Source organism: Flavobacterium xizangense, from assembly GCF_054075145.1.
This window is the reverse complement of sequence record NZ_JBSIPG010000001.1, coordinates 1,246,422-1,270,342: the sequence shown is the minus strand read 5'-3', so window position 1 is coordinate 1,270,342 and position 23,921 is coordinate 1,246,422. Positions and strand designations below refer to the sequence as shown.

The window sequence follows — 23,921 nt, the reverse complement described above, 5'->3', positions numbered from 1 at the left end:
ATAAACCCATTTGTTTAATACAAATGGGTTTTTTTATGGATATTTGCTTTAGAAATAGCAAAAATAAGACTGCCATTTCTGACAGTCTTATTTTTATAAATAATAATTCCTAATTATTTTTTACTCTTAATTGGGAAGTTTCTTGCACGCATCAAAGCATCAGATTTTGGCGCTCTTCCTCGGAAGTTTTCATATGCTTTCTCCTGATCAATAGTATTTCCTACACTAAATACAGTATCATAAAGTCTTTTTGCAACAGCTTTATCGTAAGCACCTTTTCCTTCTGTAAAAGCTTCCCACGCATCAGCATTGATAACATCAGCCCATAAATAACTGTAGTATCCTGCAGCATATCCATCGCTTGAGAAAATATGTCCAAATTGCGGAATACGGTGACGCATTACAATTTCTGAAGGCATATGAAGCGCATCTAAAGTTTCTTTTTCAAATTTATGAGGATCAATAGGCTCTGTAGCCAAGTGAAGTTTCATATCTACCAAAGAACTTGAAATTGTTTCTACTGTAGAAAAACCTTCTCCAAAATTTGAAGCTTTTTCAATTCTGTCGACTAAAGCCTGAGGTAACGGCTGATTTGTTTTATAATGTAAAGCGAATTTGTTCAATACTTGTGGAGTTGCCAGCCAATGCTCTAATAATTGTGACGGAAACTCAACATAATCTCTTGCAACAGCTGTTCCTGCTAAACTTGGATATGTTACATTTGAACATAATCCATGAAGTGCATGACCAAATTCATGGAATAAAGTCGAAGCATCTTCCCAAGAAATTAAAATTGGCTCATTTGGAGCACCTTTAACAAAATTACAGTTATTAGACACAATAGTCAGTACATTTCCTTCTAATTTTTGTTGATCGCGGTAAGCATTCATCCACGCTCCAGAACGTTTTCCTGCACGAGCATAAGGATCAAAATACCATAAACCTACAACTTTGCCTGTTACTTTATTACTTACTTCCCAAACACGCACATCTGGGTGATAAACCGGAACATTTGTAATTTGTTTGAAGCTTAAATTGAATAATTCTCCAGCAACCCAAAACATACCTTCACGCAAATTTTCTAATTGAAGATATGGTTTAACTTCATTTTGATCTAAATCGTATTTTGCTTTTCTAACTTTTTCAGCATAAAAACGGTAATCCCAAGGCTGAATTTTAAAATTCCCTCCTTCAGCATCAACAATTTTTTGCATTTCAGCAACGTCTTTATGAACTTGCTCAACAGCTGGTTCCCAAACTGACTCCATCAAAGCCAAAGTCTTTTTAGGATCTTTTGCCATTTTGTTTGACAAACTCCAATCAGCAAATGTAGGATAGCCTAATAATTTTGCTTTTTGAGTACGTAATTGTAAAATAGAAACAAGTGTTGAATTGTTATCATTTTCGTTTCCGTTATCTCCACGTTTCACAAAAATATCAAATGCTTTTTCTCTTAAATCTCTACGCGTTGAAAAAGTCAAAAATGGCTCAATTGAAGAACGTGTATTAGCAATACAACCCATAACATCCAATTTTCTTTCTTTTGCTTCGGCTATAGCTGCATTTTTAACTTCTTGTGGCAAACCATCAAAATCACTTTCTGTTTTTAAAGCAACGTACTGATTGTGCTCTTCTGCCAATAAATTTTGGCTAAAACGTGTAAAGAGAGTCGCTAATTCTTTATTTATTCCTGCAACTTTAGCTTTGTCAGCGTCGTTTAGCTGAGCGCCTTGACGTACAAAATTGGTGTAATACAACCAAATTAAACGTTGTTGCTCGCCCGTAAGTTTGCTTTTATCTTTTGAATTATAAACCGTTTCGATTCTGGTAAATAATTTTTTGTTTTGATTGATTTTATCTGAAAACTCAGAAAATTTAGGAGACAATTCTCTATCAATTGCACTAAATTCAGGACTACTTAAATTTGATCTGTAAATTCCATAAACAGTCAAAATTCGCTCAATTGTCCCTCCAGAACGCTCCATCGCAACGATAGTATTTTCGAAAGTAGCTGGTTTTGGATTATTCGCAATAACATCTATTTCGTTTAATTTTTCCTGGATCGCAAATTGAATTGCTGGTTTAAAGTCGGAAACTTTGTACTCATTGAAAGCAGGAACTCCTCCGTAAGGGCCTGGCCAAGGTTTTAGCAACGGATTATCAGAATTGCTTTGTGCGGAAGCCGCAAAAAAAGTTGTACTCATGATAAAAATTGACATTAATTTTTTCATTCTCGTTAATTTGATTATAAATAATAGAAACTTGTTCTTCTCCAAAAATACCTAAAATTTACGAATCACAAACCATTCACAGAATGTTAAAAAAAATGATTTCTTCTAAAAGACCTTTAATCTAGAAAAGCATTCGGGGTTGTTCAGAAAATCCTTTATAAAAAAAACGCATAAAAACGGGAAACCGTAAACATCCGAATCTATTCTGCTTTATATTTGTTTAGCAAAACCTTTAATCTTTTTCTTTTGAAAAAATTCCTTTACATCTCATTATTAATAACTTCAGTTATTCAGGCACAAAATAAAAGTCTCTTTTGGGAAATATCCGGAAACGGTTTAACCAAAAATTCTTATTTGTACGGAACTATGCATGTCAATGAAAAAGTATCTTTTCATTTATCAGATTCTTTCTTCAAAAATCTTTTAGGATCAGATATTGTGGCAAACGAAAGTAATCCGGAAACCTGGGGAGAACTGAACGGTTTAATGAAAAATGATGATTATAATTTCTCTCCAAGTTTTTATTCGGAGTTTTATTTGTTCCCTGTGAGTAAAGAAAATATTAAGACCATTTTTGTAAATGATAATGCCAAATATTTTAAAAACATGTTATCAGGAGTCGAAGGAGATCAGGCTGATTTTCAGGAAAACACTGTTCTTGACATGTTTATTTTTCAGACTGGAAAAAAATACAAAAAGAAAATCGCCGGACTTGAAGACGCAAAACAATCTATGCTTTCTATACTTAATATAATAGATGAAGATGCTGTTGCTAAAGACGAAAACAAGACTGCTTTATTGAAAATTTTAAAAAATAGAAACCCAACAGAAGTACTTAAAGAATATTATAGGGAAAAAGATATTGTTATGCTAGACTCTATTTATAAACTGATGTTTTCTAAAAAAGCGCATGATGCTCTTATTGTAAACCGCAATAAAGTGATGACCAAAAGTATTGATTCTATTGCTAAAACCGGAAGTTTATTCTCTGCTGTAGGCGCGGCACATCTTGGCGGAAATGAAGGTATTATTGCACTTTTAAGACAAAAAGGTTACACTGTAAAACCTATAATTGACACTTTTACTGAAAGTGGAAAAAATCAGAAAAAGACAATTGAAGCTTATTTTCCAAATCCAAATTTCAGCGTCACAACTACAAAAGACAAAATGCTGCAATTACCTTTGTATAAAACAACTATTGAGGAAAATGAAAATTTAGGCTCGCCCGATTTTACAAATGGCGGCGCGATTACAATCAAAAGAATTCCGTTAAACTATTTTTTGAAAAAAAATGATATTCCTTACAATATAAAATCTTTAGACAGTTTATTTTTCGAAAACATAGCCGGTGATATTATTGAGAAAAAATATTTTGAACAAAATAATTACGCTGGTTATGACATAAAAAATGTGACTAAAACAGGAAATAGCCAACATTCTAAGTTCTTTGTTACACCTCTTGAAATTATTTCGGTTTCAATGACTGGTCCGTCAAATTATGTTCGCCAATATGAAAATGAAGTTTTTGAAAACATCAAAATAAAGCCTTTTAAAAATGAATGGGAAAAAATAAAACCATTAAAAGGCGGATTTGAAGCTGAAATTCCTTCCTTCAATTTTGTCTTTGGAAATAATACTGAAACGGGACCTAATATTGACATTCAAGCATTTGACAATCAAGAAAAAGGATATTATTTTTTAAGAGAAAAAACTTTAAATGATATTGAAACTTTAGAAAATTCAGAGTACGAACAACGACAAATTCATTATGAGTTTTATTTGCAACAAGATCAGGATTCAACTGACGTAAAATATAATAAAATAGAAAATTCACTGATTTCTTCCTCAAAAATAGGAAACAGAAATATGAAGCTAAAAACGGTAATTGCCGGAAATAAATATTATTTACTTGGAACCGTAAATGCGTCTGAAGAAAATACAAACCGATTTTTCAAATCATTTTCAATTTCGCCTTTTATCTATTCGTCAAAATCTAAAATCTATGTTGATTCAATTACCAATTATAAAATAGAAATTCCGGAGAAAGAAAATGAAAACTTGTTTTTAAACCTTAATCCTGACAAAAAAACACGAAAAAACACTTTTAATTCGTCTATAAAATTTCAGCATTTTAATTCTGAAACAGGCCAAAAAATTACGCTTCAATATTATAAATATCCAAAATATGAGCGCAATCTCCCTATTGATTCTATTCAAAATAAATTCAGAAAAGAATTTTTAAAGCAAGATTATGAAGGTTTCACTGAAACTTATTTTGACGATGAAAATTTCACTGATAATCTGACTTCTTTATTAAGTGCAGAAGTATATACGAAGAATGGTTTTTCAGCATCACTTTGGAACAAAATGCTTTTGAACAAAAAAGACAATTATGAATTTATAACTGAAAATACAACTTATAACAAAGAAGATAAAAGCTATATTATAAACGCAACAGTTTCTAAGCCAAATGCCGTTCAGGCCGTAAAATATAAAGTTTTATATAAGAACAATACGACGTATTTGTTAAGCACTCTTGTGGGCAAAAATTATAAAAACGAAGATGCTTTTATTGAAAAAACTTTCAATTCAATTTCTTTTGCAAAAAACAATCAAACTGAAAGCAGTGAAGATAAAGTGAAACTTTTTATCGAAGATGCAAAAAGCAAAAGTGATACAATTCGTTACTCGGCTTTAAAATCAATAAACACGCTGGATGTTTCAGAAAATGATTTTGAAAGTCTGACCAATTTCATCGATACGTTCAGTTTTAAAGAAAATGAAACCGATGCTCTTACCGCTCTTTTGGAAAAAATAGGCAGTATGAAAGACGAACGCGTTATTTCGTATTTGGAAAATTATTACAAAAAAGAAGCCGTTAAAACTGATGTTCAAATTAGTATTCTAAAAGCGCTTTCGAATCAAAAATCAAAAACGGCTTACAAAAAAATCAATGAATTGTTAGATTACGATTTACCTATTCCAGATAATCAATTCGCGATTGCAAACTTGTTTTTGGCATTTGAAGAAGATTCAGAAAACAGCAAAGAATTGTTTCCCAATGTTTTTCAGTATTACAGCATTAAGGAATATCATAATCCAGTGGTGAGTTTTTGCAATTCGCTTTTTGAACAAAAATTAATCTCGGTTAAAAAATTAAAAACATTTAAAAAATTAATTCTGACCAATACTAAACTGGAATACAAAAGGGTCGCAAGCTGGAATCAGAAAAATAAAGCAAAACAAAACAATGATAATCTGGAAGCAACAGCAATTTATTTTGACACTAATGAATCTCTGGCTGATTTGCTTACTTACACAACTTTAATCTACAATTATGCTGAAGAGAAACCAGTTAAAGATATTTTGGACAAAATCAGAAAGCTTGATATTCTGGAATTGAATATTGAATTGGCTCGATTAGGAATTATAAACAACAAACTAAATTCAACAGAAATTGAAGGCTTCTTAAAAGATCCGAAAACACAATTTGTTACAATTAATCTCTTATTGAATCAGAATAAAAAAGAACTGATTCATTTTTCGGATGAAGAAATTTCAAAAGCTGCCGCAATTAATCTTCTGAGCCTTTCTGAAAAAGATAGCATTTCATTAATGAAAAAGAAAATCATTGAAAAAGATGGTCACGAGATTTCGCTTTTCTATTATAAAGTAAAAGCAAAAGATCTGGAAAAAAACCAGCTGTACACAATTGGTTTTATAAACGAAAACGGAAAAATAAATCCGCTTGCTTTCAATATTATCAATTCAAAACAACTTAATGACGAAGAAGATTTAGAAAAGAAATACGATTTAATAGCCACAGAATATTTAAACAAAGAACATTTGAGATCCAGTTTTGAAAAGCAAAAGATTGAAGATGAAAATATTCTTGATGGAGAATATTAATCTATTATAAGCTTAAAATAATTAACTTTGAAAAAACAGATTTTATAATAAGCTTATATGTTTAAAACAAAAAAAGAAATTGTCTTTGTAATTCTGGCAGGTATATTTATAACAAACGCAGTTGTAGCTGAATTAATTGGCGGAAAACTCATTCAGATTGGTCCTTTTGTAATGAGTATAGGTATTTTGCCCTGGCCAGTTGTCTTTTTGACAACCGATTTGATAAATGAATATTTTGGTGAAAAAGGAGTAAAAAAACTCTCCTTTATTACGGCTTGTTTGATTGCTTATGCTTTTCTGATTTTGTTTATGGCTATTGTAATTCCTGCTGCAAAAGGAATAAGTCCTGTAAATGATGACCAATTTCAAGCTGTTTTTGGTCAAAGTATGTGGATTATCGTCGGTAGTTTGATCGCCTTCATGGCATCACAATTAATTGATGTCTGGATTTTTTGGTTTTTCAAAAGACGTACAGGCGAAAGAAAAATATGGCTTAGAACAACTGGATCAACAATAATTTCACAATTATTTGATTCATTTATTGTTCTTGGAATTGCATTTTGGCTACCTGGAAAAATCAATTTTGATACATTTATATCTTCAGCTTTAATTGGATATACTTTTAAATTATCGATTGCCATATTGCTGACGCCTTTAATATATGCAGGACATCATTTGATAAAAAAATATTTAGAAGAAGATCCTCCTCACAAAGAATAAAAAATATCTGGGTTATGAAAAATGTTAGCTTACTTATTTTATTCGTTTTAACATGTTTCTTTTTTAGTTGTGGCCGTGACGAAAAAAAGCCTCCTAAAAAAATAATCATGCCCGTCAATATGCTGAAACCAGCTCCTGTTAAAACTGGTGTAAAAATAGCATCCAAAAATATCAAGGCACCGCAGGAAATTGGAACGAAAAAAACTGCCGCAAATCAAAAAACTTTTGCTGTACAAAACACCATTGCCATAACTCCAGCTCCTACTCTTGAAAGTAAGCCCAAAAATGCAAATATTGATATCAAAAAAGAAGCAAACGACAAGTTGCTGAATTTCGTCAATATCAGAAAGATTCTCAACAACTGTAAAACGGGTCAAACAATGACGCAAGAACAGCTCACACAAAACTTTGAAATTCCTGAAGAAGCAGTTAAACTTGTTAAAAGCGTTACGAAAACTGCTGAAAATGAGTTATCCGTGAAATGGAAGTCAACCTGGCTTGTTGAAAAAGTATCAGATGCAGAACTTGAAGACGGCAAAATGAAAGTAAAATTCAAAGCCAATAAAATGTATATGTCCGGAAATGCTATCGGTATTAAATACAATCGAAAAATCTATAATAATTTAATTATCGTTGGTCGTTCAGCATATATTCCGAGTGTAAAAGGATACAGCTGGCAAATTGGAAGATAATGGAAAATACAACTCTTATAAGATGCAGCTGGTGTAATTCCAGTGATTTATATAAAAAATATCATGACGAAGAATGGGGCGTTCCAGTTTATGACGATCCTACTCTATTTGAATTTCTAATACTTGAAACTTTTCAAGCCGGTTTAAGCTGGATTACGATTTTGAACAAAAGAGAAAATTTCAGAGCCGCTTTCGATTATTTCGATTATAAAAAAGTAGCTCAATACTCCGAAGATAAAATCGAAGAATTAATGCAGAATACCGGAATTATCAGAAACAAGCTAAAAATTAAAGCTGCAGTTTCAAATGCTCAGGCTTTTATGAAAGTTCAGGAAGAATTTGGCACTTTCTCTAATTATATCTGGAAATATACAGATGGAAAACCCATAATAAACAATTTAAAAACTTCAAAAGAAGCGCCAGCCACTACTCCACTTTCAGATGAAATCAGTAAAGATTTAAAAAAAAGAGGTTTTAAATTTGTCGGTTCAACCGTAATATATGCGCACATGCAAGCCACCGGAATGGTCAATGATCATGCGGAAGATTGCTGGACGAGAAATCAGTAAACAGTCGCAGTTTTCAGTCATGGTTTTCAGTCATGGTTTTCAGTTTTTCGAAACTTGATATTTAAGTTAAGGACTGAAAACTGTGACTGAGACTGAGAACTTAAAAAAAAATACATATATTTGCTTCACACTTTAGGGGTGTCTACAACATTGTAGGCTGAGATTTTACCCTCTGAACCTGATCTAGTTCATACTAGCGTAGGGAAAAGTAAGATGACTTCTTGAACGTATTTCTATGCGTCATTGTAGCCATTCCTAAAGTATAACTATATACTAAACTTATAAGGAATGGAACTAAAAATCAATCAACAAACCAAACAATTCAATGCTGAATCGCTAAGCGTTCAATCATTGCTCGATCTCGAAATTCCGCACAAACAAAACGGAATCGCCGTTGCTATTAACAACACTGTTGTTCCAAAAAACAAATGGAACGAATTCCTCGTACAAGAAACTGATGAGATTTTGATTATTTCTGCTACGCAGGGAGGATAACATTTAAATTCCAAATCAAAAAATCCAAATTCCAATTTTTTATAGAGACGTAGAAGCAATGCAGTTCGACTCTACAATAAACAACGTGAAACAAACCCAATCCGTGACAACCTGAAACTTGAAACCTGAAACAAAAAACACTATGACTACAGAAGAACAAATATCCAGAACCCCATTTCCGAATTCTAAAAAAGTATATATCGACGGAGAAATTCATCCGATAAAAGTGGCTATGCGTGAGATTCATCTTAGCGACACTAAACTCTCAAACGGTGGAATAGAAAAAAATCCTCCCGTAACCGTTTACGATACTTCAGGTCCATATACTGATCCGGATGTTGAAATCGATATTAGAAAAGGATTGCCACGCGTACGCGAAAGCTGGATTCTTAACCGAAATGATGTAGAAATTTTAAACGAAATCACATCCGATTATGGTCAAAGCAGATTGAAGGACGAAAGCCTGAATCATCTTCGTTTCGAATATTTGCATCAGCCAAAACGTGCAAAAAAAGGTGCAAACGTAACACAATTGCATTACGCCAAACAAGGAATTATTACGCCTGAAATGGAATACATCGCAATTCGTGAAAACCAGAGAATTGAACTTTTAAACGAGCAAACCAAAGCAATGCAATGTCAGCACGGGGGGCATAGTTTTGGAGCGAACACACCAAAAAGCAAAATAACTCCCGAATTTGTTCGTTCTGAAGTTGCTTGCGGAAGAGCCATAATTCCAAACAACATCAATCACCCAGAAAGTGAACCGATGATTGTCGGGCGAAACTTTTTAGTAAAAATCAATGCCAATATTGGAAACAGCGCCGTGACTTCGAGCATTGAAGAAGAAGTTGAAAAAGCCGTTTGGGCATGTCGTTGGGGCGCTGATACAATTATGGATTTGTCTACCGGAAAAAACATTCACGAAACCAGAGAATGGATTATCAGAAACTCTCCTGTCCCAATTGGCACGGTTCCTATTTATCAGGCTTTAGAAAAAGTAAAAGGAATTGCTGAAGATTTAACTTGGGAAATTTTCCGCGATACATTAATTGAACAGGCAGAACAAGGAGTTTCCTATTTCACGATTCATGCCGGAGTTTTACTCCGTTATATTCATTTAACCGCCGATCGTGTTACAGGAATTGTTTCTCGAGGCGGATCAATCATGGCAAAATGGTGCTTATTTCATCATAAAGAAAACTTCTTGTACACACATTTCGAAGAAATCTGTGAAATCATGAAGCAATATGACGTTGCTTTTTCACTTGGAGATGGCTTGCGTCCGGGTTCGATTGCAGATGCAAATGATGCTGCACAATTTGCCGAATTAGAAACTTTAGGCGAATTGACAAAAATTGCATGGAAACATGATGTTCAGGTTTTTATTGAAGGTCCGGGGCACGTTCCGATGCACATGATTAAAGAAAACATGGACAAACAATTAGAACATTGCCACGAAGCACCATTTTATACGTTAGGGCCATTAACTACGGATATTGCGCCGGGCTATGATCATATTACTTCTGCAATTGGCGCTGCTATGATTGGTTGGTATGGCTGTGCAATGTTATGTTATGTAACTCCTAAAGAACACCTTGGTTTACCAAACAAAAAAGACGTTAAAGATGGCGTAATCACCTATAAAATTTCAGCCCACGCTGCCGACTTGGCTAAAGGTCATCCGGGAGCACAATATCGCGATAATGCGTTGAGTAAAGCCCGTTTTGAATTCCGTTGGGAAGATCAGTTTAATTTGGCTTTAGATCCAGATACAGCAAGAGAATTTCACGATGAAACACTTCCTGCCGATGGCGCAAAAGTGGCACATTTCTGCTCAATGTGCGGACCAAAATTCTGCTCTATGAAAATATCTCAGGAAATTAGAGATGTTGCTGCCGCAGAAAAAGGAATGCAGGAGAAATCAGAGGAATTTATTGAACAGGGAAAAGAGATTTATATCTAAGAGAAAATAGATTCAAGAAGAAAGAGAAAAGATATGATTGTGATTACGAGTCCTTTTGCTGTCGCAGATGAAATCAAAATAATTCATTCTTTATTTGAGGAAGGATTATCGTTGCTTCATATTCGGAAACCTGATTTTTCTGAATTGGAAATGGCGCAATTTATTCATCCAATAAAAATGGAATTTAGATCGAAATTGGTTTTGCATAGTCATCATTTATTGGCAGAAGATTTTGGAATTAACCGAATTCATCTCTCTGAAAAAGAAAGAAACCAAAGCCACGAATTTTCTCCAAGGTTTCCAAAACCTTGTAGGTATTATTCAACATCAACACATTCAATTGAAGATTTCAATTCATTAGAAAGCATTTTTCATTATGCCTTCTTAAGTCCTGTTTTTAAAAGTATTTCAAAGGAAAATTATCATCCAAAAAAGAATCTGTTCAAAGAAATAAAATCAAAAACAAATCACAAAACAAAAGTTGTCGCTTTAGGCGGAATTAATTCAGCAAACATTCGAGAAACTTTAGAAAAAGGTTTTGATGATATCGCTCTTTTAGGAAGTATTTGGAATAACAAAAATCCATTAAATCAATTCAAATTATGTCAGCAAATCGCCCAATCGTACTCGCTATAGCAGGTTTTGATCCTTCGGGAGGCGCTGGCGTTTTAGCCGATGCCAAAACTTTTGAAATGCATCAGGTCACTGGATTTGCAATTACAACAGCAAATACCATTCAAACTGAAAATAAATTTTATGAAATTCAATGGACAAATTTAAGTTTCGTGATTCGCTCTCTTGAAACACTTTTGTTGAGTTATAAAATTGGAGTGGTAAAAATTGGAATTGTTCCAACTCTTCATTATTTAAACCGAATTCTTTCGACAATAAAACTTTTATCTCCGTCAACAAAAATTGTTTGGGATCCGGTTTTAAAATCGACCACCGAATTTGAGTTCATGAAAATTGAAGATTATTTGAACTTAGACAAAATTGTGTCCAAAATTGATTTGATAACCCCCAATTACAATGAAATCGAAATGCTATTTCCTGATTTTTTCATAAACAAAATTTGGCAAGAAAATAAAATTCCCACTTCTATTTTATTGAAAGGCGGGCATTCTGCATCAGAACCTGGTAAAGATCGCCTTTTTCTAAAAAATAAAATAATTGATTTATTGCCTTCCGAAAAAAAATGCTTTGAAAAACATGGTTCCGGCTGTGTTTTATCTGCATCAATCGCCTCAAATCTCGCGTTAGGACAAACTTTACCCGAAGCTTGCCATAATGCCAAAACCTACATAGAAAAATATCTAAGTTCAACCTCAACACTAATAGGATATCACTATGTACAATAAACTGCAATACATTTCACAAGGAAATACAATCGAAGAACAATTGTATAATATTCATCAAGCGCTTGATGCCGGCTGTGACTGGATACAAATGCGATTTAAAAACCAGACCACCAAAGATACTTTTGCACTAGCTGAAGCTGTAAAATTTTTATGCGAAGAATATCTGGCGAATTTTATTGTAAATGATGATTTACATCTTGCCGAACTAATTGCGGCAGATGGAGTACATCTTGGTTTAACTGATATGAAAATTGAGGAAGCCAGAACTATTTTAGGTAACACAAAAATTATTGGCGGAACGGCAAATACGTTTGAAGACATTCAAAGTCACGCAATAAATGGCGCTGATTACATTGGTTTAGGCCCTTTCCGATTTACAAATACAAAAGAAAAATTAAGTCCGATTTTAGGTTTATCAGGGTATTTTGAGATTCTCCAAAAAATGAAAAAAAATAAAATCACAATTCCCGTTTTTGCCATTGGCGGAATTACTCTGAAAGATATAAATCCGTTAATGGAAACCGGAATTTACGGCATTGCTGTTTCCGGACTTATTACAGAAAGCAATGAAAAAGAAAAATTAATTCAACAATTAAACGACAAATTATATGCAAAAGTCATTGTTTAATATTGGTGATAAAACCTTTATTTCCCGACTATTTTTAGGAACAGGAAAATTTGGTTCGAATCAGGAAATGGAGGAAGCCATTTTAGCTTCGGAAAGTGAATTAGTGACAGTCGCTTTAAAACGCATCGATCTGGAAACCGATACTGATGCTATTTTATCGCATTTAAAACATCCGAATATTAATTTATTACCAAATACATCAGGCGCAAGAAATGCAAAAGAAGCTGTTTTTGCCGCGCAATTGGCCCGTGAAGCTTTAGAAACCAATTGGGTAAAACTAGAAATTCATCCTGATCCAAAATATTTAATGCCCGATCCAATTGAAACTTTAAAAGCAACAGAAGAGTTAGCAAAATTAGGCTTTATAGTTCTTCCGTACATTCATGCCGATCCTGTTTTGTGCAAACATTTAGAAAGTGCCGGAACTGCTGCCGTTATGCCTCTTGGCTCGCCAATTGGAAGTAATAAGGGATTAAAAACGATTGACTTTTTAGAAATTATAATTGAACAAAGCAATGTTCCTGTTATTGTCGATGCTGGAATCGGATCTCCTTCTGACGCCGCTAAAGCAATGGAAATTGGCGCCGATGCTGTTTTGGTCAATACCGCAATTGCCGTAGCTGGAAATCCTAAATTAATGGCTGAGGCTTTTAAAGAAGCGGTTATTGCCGGAAGAAAAGCTTTTGAAGCCAAAGTTGCTAATCAACAAAATTATGCTTCGGCTTCTAGCCCGCTAACTTCATTTTTATATGAATAATTTTTAATCGCTCGCAGATTTGGCAGATTGAACAGATTTATTTGAATTAAAATGCGCAAAAAAAAATCTCCTTAATCTGCGAAATAATACCTTGCTAAAAAAGTAAGAATTTTCATTAAATTTGATTTAAGATTAAAATCGCTATTATGTCAGAAAATGAAATTTCATATAAAGTTAGAGGAGCAATTTTTAAAGTTTATAACAATCTAGGTCCTGGACTATTAGAATCTGTTTATGAAAGTGCCCTTTTTTATCAATTAAAAAAAGATGGATTAGCAGTAATTAAACAAATTGATTTACCCGTGAAGTACGATGACATTTACTTAGATATAACTTTCAGACTGGATATTTTAGTAGAAGACAAAGTAATTATTGAATTAAAATCAGTAGAAGAGATAAAATCTATTCACTTTAAACAATTAAATACTTATTTAAAATTGACAAATAAAAAACTTGGATTATTGGTCAATTTCAACTGTTCTAATATACTTGAAAATATTCATCGCGTAGCTAATAAAATTTAATCTGCTTAATCTGCTTAATCTGCGAGAGACAAAATAAAAACATGAACACATTCAAATCTATTTTCGAGCAACATAATTGGGATGAAATCCAATCCCGAATATATAAAACCACATCAAAAGATGTCGAGCGAACTTTGGCCAAAACCAAATACAATCTCAATGATTTTTTGATTCTGATTTCTCCAATTGCGCAAAATTATTTAGAACAAATGGCTCAAAAATGCCATGAAATCACCAAAAAGCGTTTTGGAAAAACCATTCAAATGTATGCGCCGCTTTATTTGAGCAACGAATGTCAAAACATTTGTACGTATTGTGGTTTCAGTTTAGATAATAAAATCAAACGAAAAACGCTGACTGATGCTGAAATAAAGCTCGAAGTTGAAGCTTTAAAAAATACTGGTTTTGACCACGTTCTATTGGTTACAGGCGAAGCAAATTATACCGTAAATATTAATTATTTCCTGAATGCAATTGCTTTAATACAGGAACAATTTTCAATTATTTCTGTTGAAGTGCAACCACTTTCAACGGAAGATTATGAGCGCCTACATGAAGCTGGAGTATACTCGGTTTTGGTTTATCAGGAAACCTATCATCAGGAAGTTTATAAAAAGTACCATACAAAAGGTAAAAAATCAAACTTCGATTATCGATTAGAAACTCCAGACCGAATTGGAACTGCAGGAATTCATAAGATAGGATTAGGCGTTTTATTAGGTTTGGAAGACTGGCGAACGGATAGTTTTTTCAATGCTTTGCATTTAGATTATTTGCAGAAGAAATACTGGCAAACGAAATATTCTGTTTCATTTCCACGCCTTCGCCCAGCTGAGGGAATTATTGAACCAAATTTTATTATGGACGACAAAGATCTAACCCAATTAATTTGTGCTTACCGATTATGGAATGAAGATCTCGAAATTTCGATTTCAACAAGAGAAAACGAGAAATTCAGAAACAATATCATCCCGATTGGTGTTACAAGTATGAGCGCAGGCTCTAAAACAAATCCGGGCGGTTATGTGGTTGATCCGCAGTCTTTGGAGCAATTTGAAATCAGCGATGAACGCTCCGCAGAAGAAATTTCAAAAATCATAAAAAATGCAGGTTATGAACCTGTTTGGAAAGATTGGGACAAAGTTTATAGTTGAAACGTTTCAGGTTTCAGGTTTCAAGTTTCAGGTTTCAAGTTTGTGAACTTAACATTTTACAATTCACAATTCACAATTCACAATTCACAATTCACAACTAAAAAAAATGAGTATTATTCAAGAATTTCTACGTTATAACAGACAAACTATTCTTCCTGAAATTGGTGATGAAGGCCAGAAAAAACTAAAAAAAGCACGAGTTTTAGTAATTGGTGCCGGCGGTTTAGGCTGCCCGATTTTACAATATATTGCAACTGCCGGAGTGGGTTTCATTGGAATTATGGATTTTGATACGATTGAAATTCACAATCTTCACCGACAAATTTTATATACTGAAAATGAAATTGGCGAACAAAAAGCGATTGTGGCACAAAAAGTAATTTCCAAATTAAATCCTTTGATTGAATCTGTGGCGATTAATGAAAAATTAACTGCTGAAAATGCATCACACATTATAGAACAGTTTGATATTATTGTCGATGGTTCTGATAATTTTTCAACTCGTTATTTAGTGAATGATACCTGTGTGAAACTAAATAAAACTTTGGTATACGGAAGCATTTTAAAATTTGAAGGACAAATTTCAGTTTTCAATCATAACGGAAGTAAAAATCTTCGCGATTTGTTTCCAGAAATGCCAAATCCGAAAGATGTTCCGAATTGTAATTTGAATGGCGTTTTAGGAACATTGCCCGGAATTATTGGGAACATGATGGCACATGAAACGCTGAAATTGATTCTCGAATTGCCCACTTTAAATAATGAATTGGTAATTTTCAATACTTTAAACTGGAACTTTATAAAGCTAAATTTCTAAGTAAGAAAATTATTTATATAATTTGAGAAAACTTACGGAAAATGATTGTTTTAAATTGATTTAATTTGTTAATATTGTCATTAAAACTATCGTAGAAAGCCTCAAATTATATTTCTTAAATGATTAAAAATTTACAATTTCTTTTTCCTCTCTTGTTTCTGGTATATTTTTCAGGTACTGCTCAAAGTACAAAACCAAAATCGTATATCGCTGAAAAAAAAGATTCTTATGAAATTACTGTAAAAAATAATCTCCCTTCGATTATTCTTGCTTCGGCAGAAAAAAAGTGGATTGGAGACAAGGATGATAAATCGATTTTAGGAAATCGAATAAGCTATATAGACTCTTTTGAAAGAGTTTTTGACATTGAAGCTTACAGCATTTCACCGGCCAACAAAAAACAAAAAATTGGATTTATTGGAACCGGAGATCGTGAAATCGATGAAGTTTTTGTTCATGACATGAAATTCAAATATTACAATTTTTTAAACCTTGAAGAAGGCTCTCAAACGTATTCTTTTTACAAAAAAGAGTTTAAAAAACCGCAATATCTTGAAAGCTACTATTTCAAAGATTATCTAGAATGCAAATCATCAAAAATAGTGCTGAAAGTTTCAAAAGATGTAGAAATCGGATACACTATTCAGGGTAATGCGAATAATGAAAATATTGAATTTCATGAAGAAACTGACGGTGATTTTACAGTTTATTCTTGGCAGATGCTAAATACTGAAAAAGAGGAAAAGGAAAGTGACTCTCCTACCTTTTCTTATTTTAGTCCGCATTTAATTTTTTACATTAAAAATTATAAAAATGCTTCTGGTACTCATAATGTCGTTGGAAACATAGAAAATCTTTATCGCTTTTATGCGCAAACCATCAAGGAGATAAACAAAGAAGATCAAACTACTGTAAAAGAAAAAACGGCAGAATTAATCACCGGATTAACCAAAGACGCTGACAAAGCCAAAGCCATTTTTGATTTTGTCCAAACCAAAGTAAATTATGTTGCATTTGAAGACGGAATGGGTGGCTTTATTCCGAGAGACGCCTCAGCTGTTTTGCAAAAAAAATATGGCGATTGCAAAGACATGGCAAATTTGCTGAACGAAATGCTACATTATGCTGGCATAGAATCCAGTATTGCATGGATTGGTACGCGCCATAACAATTATACTTATGAAAATGTGCCCAGTCCAATTGTGGATAATCATATGATTACAGTCGCTAAAATCGACAACAAAGAACTGTTTCTAGATGCAACCGGTCATTATTCCTTATTTCCAAATGCTACACCGTTTATTCAAGGAAAAGAAGCGTTAATAAAAATTGACGATGAAAAATACAAAATCATCAAAGTTCCAGTTGTTTCTTCAGATCAAAATAAAACGAACGGAAAATTCAAAATAAAATTAGAATCAGATGTATTGATTGGACAAACAAATTTAGATTTAAGTGGTTATTTAAAAACACAATTTATCAGTGTTTACAACACATCCACCGATAAAAGTGAAATGCTGAGAAATTATTTTTCTTATTTTATTCAGAACATCAAAACATCGAATGTCGAGATTAAAAATGATGATTTATCTCAAAATCCGCTTGAAATTCAATACCAATTTGAGCTAAACAAATGGATAAAAAAGAGCGACAATCAATTACTTTTCAAGCCGATTTTGTTTTTTCCGTATTCTAATGCAAGAATCAATATCGAAAAAAGAAAAACGCCCCTCGAAAATGATTTCAAAAAATCATATGATTTTGAATATGATTTCACAATTCCAGATGGGTATATTGTAGATTATATGCCTGAAAACTTTACTTTCAGCAATGATTTTTTTACCGCAACCATTACTTACAAAAAAGTAAATAATACGATTATCATAAATCAAAAAATGGCAATGAATGCCCTGCTTGTTGAAAAAGCTAATTTTGAAACTTGGAATACTGCCATTAAAAATATCACAAAACAATACAATCAAAATATTATCCTCGTAAAAAAATGAAAAAGCTAATTTTCTTCATCACTATTTTATTGTCGCAAATTTCATTCTCTCAGGAAGAAGAGGTAAAAAATTATAAATGGGATGAATCCCCAAAGTTTAAAGAGATTTCTGCTGAATTTGCTTCGTATCCTGCTGTTGTTTTAAAAGATTACAGACTTTATGAAAATAAAGTTGGTGGTTATGCTTATAAAGCTTTTATTGTAAAACATCAGGCCATAAAAATCCTTTCTGAAACAGGAATAAACGAATACAACAAAGTCGCAATAAACAATCGTTATGTACGAGATTATCGAGATTTAAAAGTTCGCGTTATTAAACCTGATGGAAAAATCGAGGAACTTCCTAAAGAGAAAATTATCGAAAAAGAAGGAACCAGTGAAAAACAATTTGTTTTTGAAGGTGTAGAAAAAGGTGATATTATTGAATACTATTATGTAATTAAGGATTTCCCAGAATTTAGTGGCGTAGAATATTTTCAAAGGGACATTCCAGTGATTGATGCTAAATTTCAAATCAATAAAATTTCGCAGGCACAAACTTACACAGCAGCTTATAACGGAATGAAAAATGAAAGCATAGGCACAATTACTATTTACACTGCATCAAATTTGCCTGCTTATAAGTTTGAAAAAAATGCTACAAATGTGGCAAATCTAGCAAAGGTTTATTATTTCCTAAACACTTCAAAAGCATATAATTACATAAACTATTACAACTCTCTTTACAATTTTGCCGACGGCGTAAGCGCCAAATCAATGATTAAAGGCTTTGTTGAAGATTATAAATTGAATGACCCTGCCCTTTCAACAGACGAAAAAATAAAAATCATGGATATATTTTTAAAAGAGAATATAGAACTTGATAAACAATATGTCTATAAAAAAGCGCTGGAAACAAAAAAAATGTCACGAAATATGGTTCTGTATTTTTATAAAGACGTTTTAGATTTTCTTAAAATAAAATATCAATTTACAGCTTCTACAGATAAATTTGACGACAAATTTGATAAAGAAAATGTAGTCCCAGATGCATTGTCGGAAATTTTAATTTACATTCCCGAAACAAAAAAATACCTTTCTCCTTTTCAATTCTGGATGCCGTATGGCCAGCCAAACGCACTTTCTGTAAACAATGAAGCCGTTTATTTTGATCAGGAGCCGAAACAGCAGGTTACTTATGAATTCAAAAAAATCGAGAATGTCTTAATGAATGACAATGTTGTAAAAGCAACAAGCGATATTACTATTGATGATGATATGGAAACTGTTTTCGTAAACAAAAAAAGTACTTATGCCGGTTATCTTGCTGCTTATTTTAGATATGTTGTAAAATATATTTCCCCTGAAAAAATCAATGATTTTGTAAAGAACAATACGTTTAATGATGTCGATGTTGAAGTGCAGAAATACACTTTTGAAAACAAAGAATACAAAAACAATTATGACACTGAAAAACCTTTTACTATTACTAGTGAAATGAAAATAAAAGAGTCTTGGATTGAAAATGCAGGAAAAAACAATCTGATTACCATTGGAAAAGTATTAGGAAAACAAATCAGCTTGCATCAGGAAATCAACAGAACAAATCCAATTGTATTATCTTATCCAAAAAAGAATGTAAATTTTATCAACTTAAATATTCCGACGGGTTACAGCATCAAAAATGTTGAAAATCTTGCTTTCAACAAAGAAATCAAAAACAATAATAATGAAGTTATTGGCCTATTTAAATCAAGCGCAAAAATTGAAGGAAATGTTGTAAAAATAGCTGTCGAAGAATTTTATAATTTCACCTATTTAGAAAAAGAAAAATATCCTGAATACAGAGATTTAGTCAACGCTTTATACGATTTCAATAATGCTTCGGTACTTTTAACTAGAATCAACTAAGAAAAAATAACCTCATCGCCAACGCTGATAATTCCCGAATTCAGACTCACAATATTGGTTCCAAATAAAACTGAATTATCTACATTTCTGTATTTGCTCAACGTTTTTAGAGGTTCTTTTTTTAAACGTCCATTTTCCGGATCATTGTTAACCATAACACATCTTCCGCAGGGTTTTATGTTTTTAAATTGAACTTCTCCTATCGCAAAAGTCTTAAAATCATCTTCTTCATGAGGATTTTCAGTGCTTACTACAATGTTTGGACGAAATCTTTTTATGGTAATTTTTTCATCCAATTTATCATTTAAAAAATCAAGGCTTTTGGATCCTATTAATAAATACGGATAACCGTCTGCCAGACTCACATTGAAAGTTTCTTTTAATCTGGAGCTTTCGTGCTTACGATCTCCATTTTTTATAATTTTAACCAACTTGCATTGAAAACCTAAACGCTGACTAAACCATTTTGACGTTTCAGGGTTTACCTCAACAACTTCGCTTTTATCATCCCAAACATTTACTTCTATTGCGTTTTCTAAATGTTCGTTAATAGAAAATTCATGCTTTTGATCCTGAAAAGTAATACTGATTTTTCCATTTGAAATCTGCGGATAAAACTGACTCATTATTCGATGTTCTCTCTGCGTAAGCATTTGATTTTCTGAATCAATCAGCATCCATCGACGATCATTTTCAAATCCCATTTCTTCCGCTTTTGCAGATTCTAGACTGATTCCTGCCAAACTTTTTATTGGATAAATATAAATTTCTTTTACACTGTAAACTTTACTCATTTTTATTTACTTTTTAAAATGGACATAAACTCCTCGCGATCAATTTCTCGACAGCCTAAACTCGCTAAATGTGTATTATAAACCTGACAATCTAATAATTTATAATTTTCTTTTTTCAAATATAACCCTAAAGCAATAAACGCTGTTTTTGAAGCATTTGAAACTTTAGAAAACATGCTTTCTCCGCAAAAAACATTTCCTTTTCCCAAATCTATTCCGTACAAACCACCAACTAAAACCTCATCCTGCCAAACCTCAACTGATTTTGCAAATCCTTCTTCATTTAATTTGCAATAAGCTTCGATCATTTCATCAGAAATCCATGTTCCGTTTTGTCCATCTCTTTTAATTTGCTGGCAATTCGAAATTACTTCTCTGAAATTTTTGTTGTAAGTCACCTTGAATATTTTCTGGTTCAGAATCTTTCGCATACTTTTAGATATTACGAGTTCATCAAAAAACAAAACCATTCTCGGATCTGGCGCCCACCACAAAATCGGCTCTCCTTCATTAAACCAAGGGAAAATGCCGCTTTTATAGGCCAATTGCAATCGTTCTGAACTTAAATCGCCTCCTACCGCTAAAACACCTTCTTCATCAGCTTCAGAAACTGGAGGAAAAAATAAATCGTTGAATAAATAATACATTTTTTTTAGTATTCAATAATGAAAAACCCAAAATTCAGGTTATTGAAATTTCAAATAAAAAATTCCAAATCCCAAATTCAGTCGAATGAATTGGAATTTGGAATTTATCTTTTAGATTTTAAACCTTTTTTTAGAACGGTAAATCGTCTGGTTCGTCTTCGTTAATGCTTGTTGCTGGTGCAAAAGTTTCAGCTGCTGGCATTGGCGCGCCTTGTGCAGGTCCTTCTGGTGCTAATCTTTCGATTCTCCAACCTTGAATACTATTGAAATATCTAGTTTCTCCTTGCGGATTAACCCATTCTCTTCCTCTTAAATTGATAGAAACTTTTACTGCTTCACCTAGTTTATAGCTGCTTAATAAATCGCATTTATCTTGTGTAAACTCGATTAAAATATGCTGTGGATACTGCTCATCTGTAGTTACTACTAATTCTCTTTTTTTGAATGAAGCACTAACTTGTTGCTCAGGATTTACCACTTTTACTTTTCCTATAACTTCCATCTTCTTCTATAATTAATTATTGTTTCTATTCTTTTATTTTTTGGCTAAAAGCACTTTCCAAGCTGAGGCAACATCATCATTATTGAGATATTTTTTGGCTTCTAAGTGAATTTTTTCCTGATCGTCCGAGCTCAAAACGCCTTTCACAGAAAAATTTTCTTTCACAAATATACTAACTTCTTCCGTTGTAGGCAAGGCTTCTATATTTCCTAATTTCCCAAGGTCGTTCCCATTAAACACAGGGCTTTCCTTGACAAAATTCGGGATTGCATCTACTCCAACACCTAAAGTTGTAAGCGGTTTTGGCACTTCAAAAAGTCCTTCATTCGATCTGGAATACCAATTTGCTCCTAATCTGGAAACCAAATCAATTTTGTGCTGATCGATTGCGCCGTTTTCATCTAAAATTGATTCATGAATATGCATTTTCACTACTTCGCACAAAATCAGATTTCCAGCTCCTCCTTCTGTTCCTAACGGAATAATCTGCGTAATCTTGCATTCAAACTGAACCGGAGATTCTTTTACTCGATACGGCTTTACAATATCAGACGGAATTTGAGTCAAACCCGCTTTTATAAATTCGTTTACACCCTCTGCATATTCCGTGCTTGCCAACGACGTCTGTTGTACGATGTCAAAATTAACTACATTTATTACAACTTCTTTTGTCGCTTCAGCATTAATTAAAGTATGTTTTATAGTATTATCGCGAACACGTCTTGCAGGAGAAAAAACCAAAATTGGCGGATTAGCACTAAACACATTAAAGAAACTAAAAGGCGATAAATTCGGAATTCCTTTTTCACTAATTGTACTGGCGAAAGCAATTGGTCTTGGGCCCACTGCACTTTGCAAATATCCCTGTAATTTTGCAGTTGGTATCTCTTTTGGATCGATGCTAATCATATATTTTTCTTTTTAACCAAACCTCATTTTGGTAACTGCAAAAGTATATAAATGGTTTAATTCGAAGAAATACTTTAGGACATAAAAACAAAAATCTTTCAGGAACTGCAAAATATAAAATGCTTATATTTCGTTATATTTATACCTCAAAAATTAATTTATGCATTTTTCTGAACGCAGAAATACAACTCGCTGGGTTATAATTCTTATTTCCTTTTTAATCATCACTTTGATTCTCTGGAATACCTATACTTTTTTTCAGATTTTCAAAAATGAGGAGCGTCTGAAAATGAAACTTTTTGCAAATGCACAAATTACAATTGTAAATGCCGACGAAAATACGGATGTTGAGCTTCCACTTCAGATTTTCAGCAACAATACTTCAATTCCTGTTGTATTGATGCTGTATGATAACGTTGTGAGTTCTAAAAATGTACCCGATGAAATTTTGAACGACAGAAAAAAATTAAAATCGTTTTTAAAAAATTTAAGAAATGAAAACGAACCTATAACATTTGAATATGCACCAGGAAAATACCAAATTCTTTATTATGGTAATTCGGCGCTGCTCAATAAACTGAAATATTATCCAATTGCTCTTTTATTGATTGTATTTCTGTGTGTTGCATTGATTTATAATTTTTACAAAAGCACGAAAATGGCAACGCAAAACAAACTCTGGGCTGGAATGGCAAAGGAAACGGCACATCAAATTGGCACTCCTTTATCATCATTAATTGGCTGGATTGAGATTTTAAAAACCGAAAATATTGATTCATCGATAACTTCTGAAATCGAAAAAGACATTAACCGCCTGCAAACCATTACTGATCGTTTTTCTAAAATTGGTTCTGTACCGGTTTTAGAAACGCATGATATTGTTTCAGAAACCTTAAATGCGTTTAAATATTTGCAATCGCGTTTTTCCAAACAAGTTGCTTTTTCATACCATACGCCAAACGAACCAATTATGGTTCAGATAAATCCAATTCTTTACAGCTGGACAATCGAAAATTTGGTGAAAAACGCCATTGATGCCATGAAAGGAAAAGGGAATCTGGAACTGCAAATTGAACAGGATCTCCATCATGTAAAAATAAATGTAAAAGACTCTGGAACCGGAATTCCTAAAAAACAATTCAAGACCATTTTTGAAACTGGTTTTACGACCAAAAAACGAGGCTGGGGCTTGGGACTTTCGTTAACTAAAAGAATTGTTGAAGAATATCACAATGGCAAAATCAAAGTTTTACATTCTGAAATTGGAAAAGGGACTACTTTTCAGATTTCTCTAAATAAAAAAATGCAGTAAATAATTTTACTGCATTTTTTATATTTTATAAGAAGCCAATCT

General features: G+C 32.8%; 21 protein-coding genes and 1 riboswitch. Of the genes, 16 read left to right on the top strand and 5 right to left on the bottom strand.

The annotated features are described in order from the left end of the window. Positions 1 to 113: 113 nt before the first annotated feature. Positions 114 to 2,231 (bottom strand): M3 family metallopeptidase, encoded by a 2,118-nt coding sequence (locus ACWA1B_RS05345; protein WP_456904787.1) that lies wholly within the window; start codon positions 2,229 to 2,231, stop codon positions 114 to 116. 246 nt (positions 2,232 to 2,477) lie between these two features. On the opposite strand from ACWA1B_RS05345, the gene ACWA1B_RS05340 reads away from it, so the two are divergent. The 15 genes from ACWA1B_RS05340 (at position 2,478) to ACWA1B_RS05270 (ending at position 19,715) form a co-directional block, all read left to right on the top strand. Next, positions 2,478 to 6,140, top strand: coding sequence for a TraB/GumN family protein (locus ACWA1B_RS05340; protein WP_456904786.1), 3,663 nt, complete (start codon positions 2,478 to 2,480; stop codon positions 6,138 to 6,140). Between the two features lie 57 nt (positions 6,141 to 6,197). Further along, complete coding sequence (locus ACWA1B_RS05335) at positions 6,198 to 6,860, top strand: queuosine precursor transporter (protein ID WP_456904785.1); 663 nt, start codon at positions 6,198 to 6,200, stop codon at positions 6,858 to 6,860. A gap of 14 nt (positions 6,861 to 6,874) precedes the next feature. Continuing rightward, the gene (locus ACWA1B_RS05330) at positions 6,875 to 7,552 is read left to right on the top strand and encodes a hypothetical protein (RefSeq protein WP_456904784.1); all 678 of its coding nucleotides are present in this window, start codon (positions 6,875 to 6,877) and stop codon (positions 7,550 to 7,552) included. Then, a complete protein-coding gene (locus ACWA1B_RS05325) occupies positions 7,552 to 8,121 on the top strand; it encodes a DNA-3-methyladenine glycosylase I (RefSeq protein WP_456904783.1) in 570 nt (189 codons plus the stop codon). The genes ACWA1B_RS05330 and ACWA1B_RS05325 overlap by 1 nt, the downstream gene beginning before the upstream one ends. Positions 8,122 to 8,245: 124 nt before the next feature. Continuing rightward, positions 8,246 to 8,343, top strand: a riboswitch (TPP riboswitch). Positions 8,344 to 8,409: 66 nt separating this feature from the next. Continuing rightward, positions 8,410 to 8,616, top strand: a complete 207-nt coding sequence (gene thiS / locus ACWA1B_RS05320; protein WP_456904782.1) for a sulfur carrier protein ThiS — start codon at positions 8,410 to 8,412, stop codon at positions 8,614 to 8,616. A gap of 142 nt (positions 8,617 to 8,758) precedes the next feature. Beyond that, positions 8,759 to 10,582, top strand: coding sequence for a phosphomethylpyrimidine synthase ThiC (gene thiC / locus ACWA1B_RS05315; RefSeq protein WP_456904781.1), 1,824 nt, complete (start codon positions 8,759 to 8,761; stop codon positions 10,580 to 10,582). A gap of 33 nt (positions 10,583 to 10,615) precedes the next feature. Further along, a complete protein-coding gene (locus ACWA1B_RS05310; protein ID WP_456904780.1) occupies positions 10,616 to 11,218 on the top strand; it encodes a thiamine phosphate synthase in 603 nt (200 codons plus the stop codon). Then, positions 11,185 to 11,940, top strand: coding sequence for a hydroxymethylpyrimidine/phosphomethylpyrimidine kinase (locus ACWA1B_RS05305; RefSeq protein WP_456904779.1), 756 nt, complete (start codon positions 11,185 to 11,187; stop codon positions 11,938 to 11,940). Before ACWA1B_RS05310 ends, ACWA1B_RS05305 begins: the two co-directional genes overlap by 34 nt. Then, positions 11,930 to 12,568 carry a thiamine phosphate synthase gene (locus ACWA1B_RS05300; RefSeq protein ID WP_456904778.1) on the top strand — a complete coding sequence of 213 codons (639 nt, stop codon included), beginning with the start codon at positions 11,930 to 11,932 and terminating at the stop codon, positions 12,566 to 12,568. Before ACWA1B_RS05305 ends, ACWA1B_RS05300 begins: the two co-directional genes overlap by 11 nt. Continuing rightward, positions 12,549 to 13,325, top strand: a complete 777-nt coding sequence (locus ACWA1B_RS05295; protein ID WP_456904777.1) for a thiazole synthase — start codon at positions 12,549 to 12,551, stop codon at positions 13,323 to 13,325. Before ACWA1B_RS05300 ends, ACWA1B_RS05295 begins: the two co-directional genes overlap by 20 nt. A gap of 146 nt (positions 13,326 to 13,471) precedes the next feature. After that, a complete protein-coding gene (locus ACWA1B_RS05290) occupies positions 13,472 to 13,849 on the top strand; it encodes a GxxExxY protein (protein ID WP_142450357.1) in 378 nt (125 codons plus the stop codon). Between the two features lie 41 nt (positions 13,850 to 13,890). Next, a complete protein-coding gene (thiH, locus tag ACWA1B_RS05285) occupies positions 13,891 to 15,003 on the top strand; it encodes a 2-iminoacetate synthase ThiH (protein WP_456904776.1) in 1,113 nt (370 codons plus the stop codon). A 106-nt stretch (positions 15,004 to 15,109) separates the two neighbouring features. Then, entirely contained in the window at positions 15,110 to 15,820 is a 711-nt protein-coding gene (locus ACWA1B_RS05280) for a HesA/MoeB/ThiF family protein (RefSeq protein ID WP_456904775.1), read from the top strand. A gap of 119 nt (positions 15,821 to 15,939) precedes the next feature. Beyond that, a complete protein-coding gene (locus ACWA1B_RS05275) occupies positions 15,940 to 17,826 on the top strand; it encodes a transglutaminase domain-containing protein (protein ID WP_456904774.1) in 1,887 nt (628 codons plus the stop codon). After that, entirely contained in the window at positions 17,823 to 19,715 is a 1,893-nt protein-coding gene (locus ACWA1B_RS05270) for a DUF3857 domain-containing protein (protein WP_456904773.1), read from the top strand. The genes ACWA1B_RS05275 and ACWA1B_RS05270 overlap by 4 nt, the downstream gene beginning before the upstream one ends. Here the strand turns inward: ACWA1B_RS05270 and ACWA1B_RS05265 are convergent. From ACWA1B_RS05265 to ACWA1B_RS05250, 4 genes are all read right to left on the bottom strand, one after another. Beyond that, complete coding sequence (locus tag ACWA1B_RS05265; protein ID WP_456904772.1) at positions 19,712 to 20,509, bottom strand: MOSC domain-containing protein; 798 nt, start codon at positions 20,507 to 20,509, stop codon at positions 19,712 to 19,714. The genes ACWA1B_RS05270 and ACWA1B_RS05265 overlap by 4 nt on opposite strands. 2 nt (positions 20,510 to 20,511) lie before the next feature. Then, positions 20,512 to 21,156, bottom strand: coding sequence for a leucyl/phenylalanyl-tRNA--protein transferase (aat, locus tag ACWA1B_RS05260; RefSeq protein WP_456904771.1), 645 nt, complete (start codon positions 21,154 to 21,156; stop codon positions 20,512 to 20,514). A gap of 130 nt (positions 21,157 to 21,286) precedes the next feature. After that, positions 21,287 to 21,658 (bottom strand): DUF3127 domain-containing protein, encoded by a 372-nt coding sequence (locus tag ACWA1B_RS05255; RefSeq protein WP_035645378.1) that lies wholly within the window; start codon positions 21,656 to 21,658, stop codon positions 21,287 to 21,289. A gap of 33 nt (positions 21,659 to 21,691) precedes the next feature. Further along, positions 21,692 to 22,567, bottom strand: a complete 876-nt coding sequence (locus ACWA1B_RS05250; RefSeq protein ID WP_456904770.1) for a flavin reductase family protein — start codon at positions 22,565 to 22,567, stop codon at positions 21,692 to 21,694. 160 nt (positions 22,568 to 22,727) lie between these two features. Between ACWA1B_RS05250 and ACWA1B_RS05245 the strand changes: the two genes are divergently transcribed. Next, entirely contained in the window at positions 22,728 to 23,879 is a 1,152-nt protein-coding gene (locus ACWA1B_RS05245; RefSeq protein WP_456904769.1) for a sensor histidine kinase, read from the top strand. The last annotated feature ends 42 nt before the right edge of the window (positions 23,880 to 23,921 follow it).

Excerpts from the sequence above, each read along its gene's own strand:
- ACWA1B_RS05290 (WP_142450357.1), top strand. The coding sequence starts at position 13,472 with ATGTCAGAAAATGAAATTTCATATAAAGTTAGAGGAGCAATTTTTAAA.
- ACWA1B_RS05275 (WP_456904774.1), top strand. The coding sequence starts at position 15,940 with ATGATTAAAAATTTACAATTTCTTTTTCCTCTCTTGTTTCTGGTATAT.
- ACWA1B_RS05305 (WP_456904779.1), top strand. The coding sequence starts at position 11,185 with ATGTCAGCAAATCGCCCAATCGTACTCGCTATAGCAGGTTTTGATCCT.
- ACWA1B_RS05255 (WP_035645378.1), bottom strand. The coding sequence starts at position 21,658 with ATGGAAGTTATAGGAAAAGTAAAAGTGGTAAATCCTGAGCAACAAGTT.
- ACWA1B_RS05280 (WP_456904775.1), top strand. The coding sequence starts at position 15,110 with ATGAGTATTATTCAAGAATTTCTACGTTATAACAGACAAACTATTCTT.
- ACWA1B_RS05335 (WP_456904785.1), top strand. The coding sequence starts at position 6,198 with ATGTTTAAAACAAAAAAAGAAATTGTCTTTGTAATTCTGGCAGGTATA.
- ACWA1B_RS05300 (WP_456904778.1), top strand. The coding sequence starts at position 11,930 with ATGTACAATAAACTGCAATACATTTCACAAGGAAATACAATCGAAGAA.
- thiC (WP_456904781.1), top strand. The coding sequence starts at position 8,759 with ATGACTACAGAAGAACAAATATCCAGAACCCCATTTCCGAATTCTAAA.
- aat (WP_456904771.1), bottom strand. The coding sequence starts at position 21,156 with ATGTATTATTTATTCAACGATTTATTTTTTCCTCCAGTTTCTGAAGCT.
- thiS (WP_456904782.1), top strand. The coding sequence starts at position 8,410 with ATGGAACTAAAAATCAATCAACAAACCAAACAATTCAATGCTGAATCG.
- ACWA1B_RS05295 (WP_456904777.1), top strand. The coding sequence starts at position 12,549 with ATGCAAAAGTCATTGTTTAATATTGGTGATAAAACCTTTATTTCCCGA.
- thiH (WP_456904776.1), top strand. The coding sequence starts at position 13,891 with ATGAACACATTCAAATCTATTTTCGAGCAACATAATTGGGATGAAATC.
- ACWA1B_RS05345 (WP_456904787.1), bottom strand. The coding sequence starts at position 2,231 with ATGAAAAAATTAATGTCAATTTTTATCATGAGTACAACTTTTTTTGCG.
- ACWA1B_RS05245 (WP_456904769.1), top strand. The coding sequence starts at position 22,728 with ATGCATTTTTCTGAACGCAGAAATACAACTCGCTGGGTTATAATTCTT.
- ACWA1B_RS05270 (WP_456904773.1), top strand. The coding sequence starts at position 17,823 with ATGAAAAAGCTAATTTTCTTCATCACTATTTTATTGTCGCAAATTTCA.
- ACWA1B_RS05265 (WP_456904772.1), bottom strand. The coding sequence starts at position 20,509 with ATGAGTAAAGTTTACAGTGTAAAAGAAATTTATATTTATCCAATAAAA.
- ACWA1B_RS05330 (WP_456904784.1), top strand. The coding sequence starts at position 6,875 with ATGAAAAATGTTAGCTTACTTATTTTATTCGTTTTAACATGTTTCTTT.
- ACWA1B_RS05310 (WP_456904780.1), top strand. The coding sequence starts at position 10,616 with ATGATTGTGATTACGAGTCCTTTTGCTGTCGCAGATGAAATCAAAATA.
- ACWA1B_RS05250 (WP_456904770.1), bottom strand. The coding sequence starts at position 22,567 with ATGATTAGCATCGATCCAAAAGAGATACCAACTGCAAAATTACAGGGA.
- ACWA1B_RS05325 (WP_456904783.1), top strand. The coding sequence starts at position 7,552 with ATGGAAAATACAACTCTTATAAGATGCAGCTGGTGTAATTCCAGTGAT.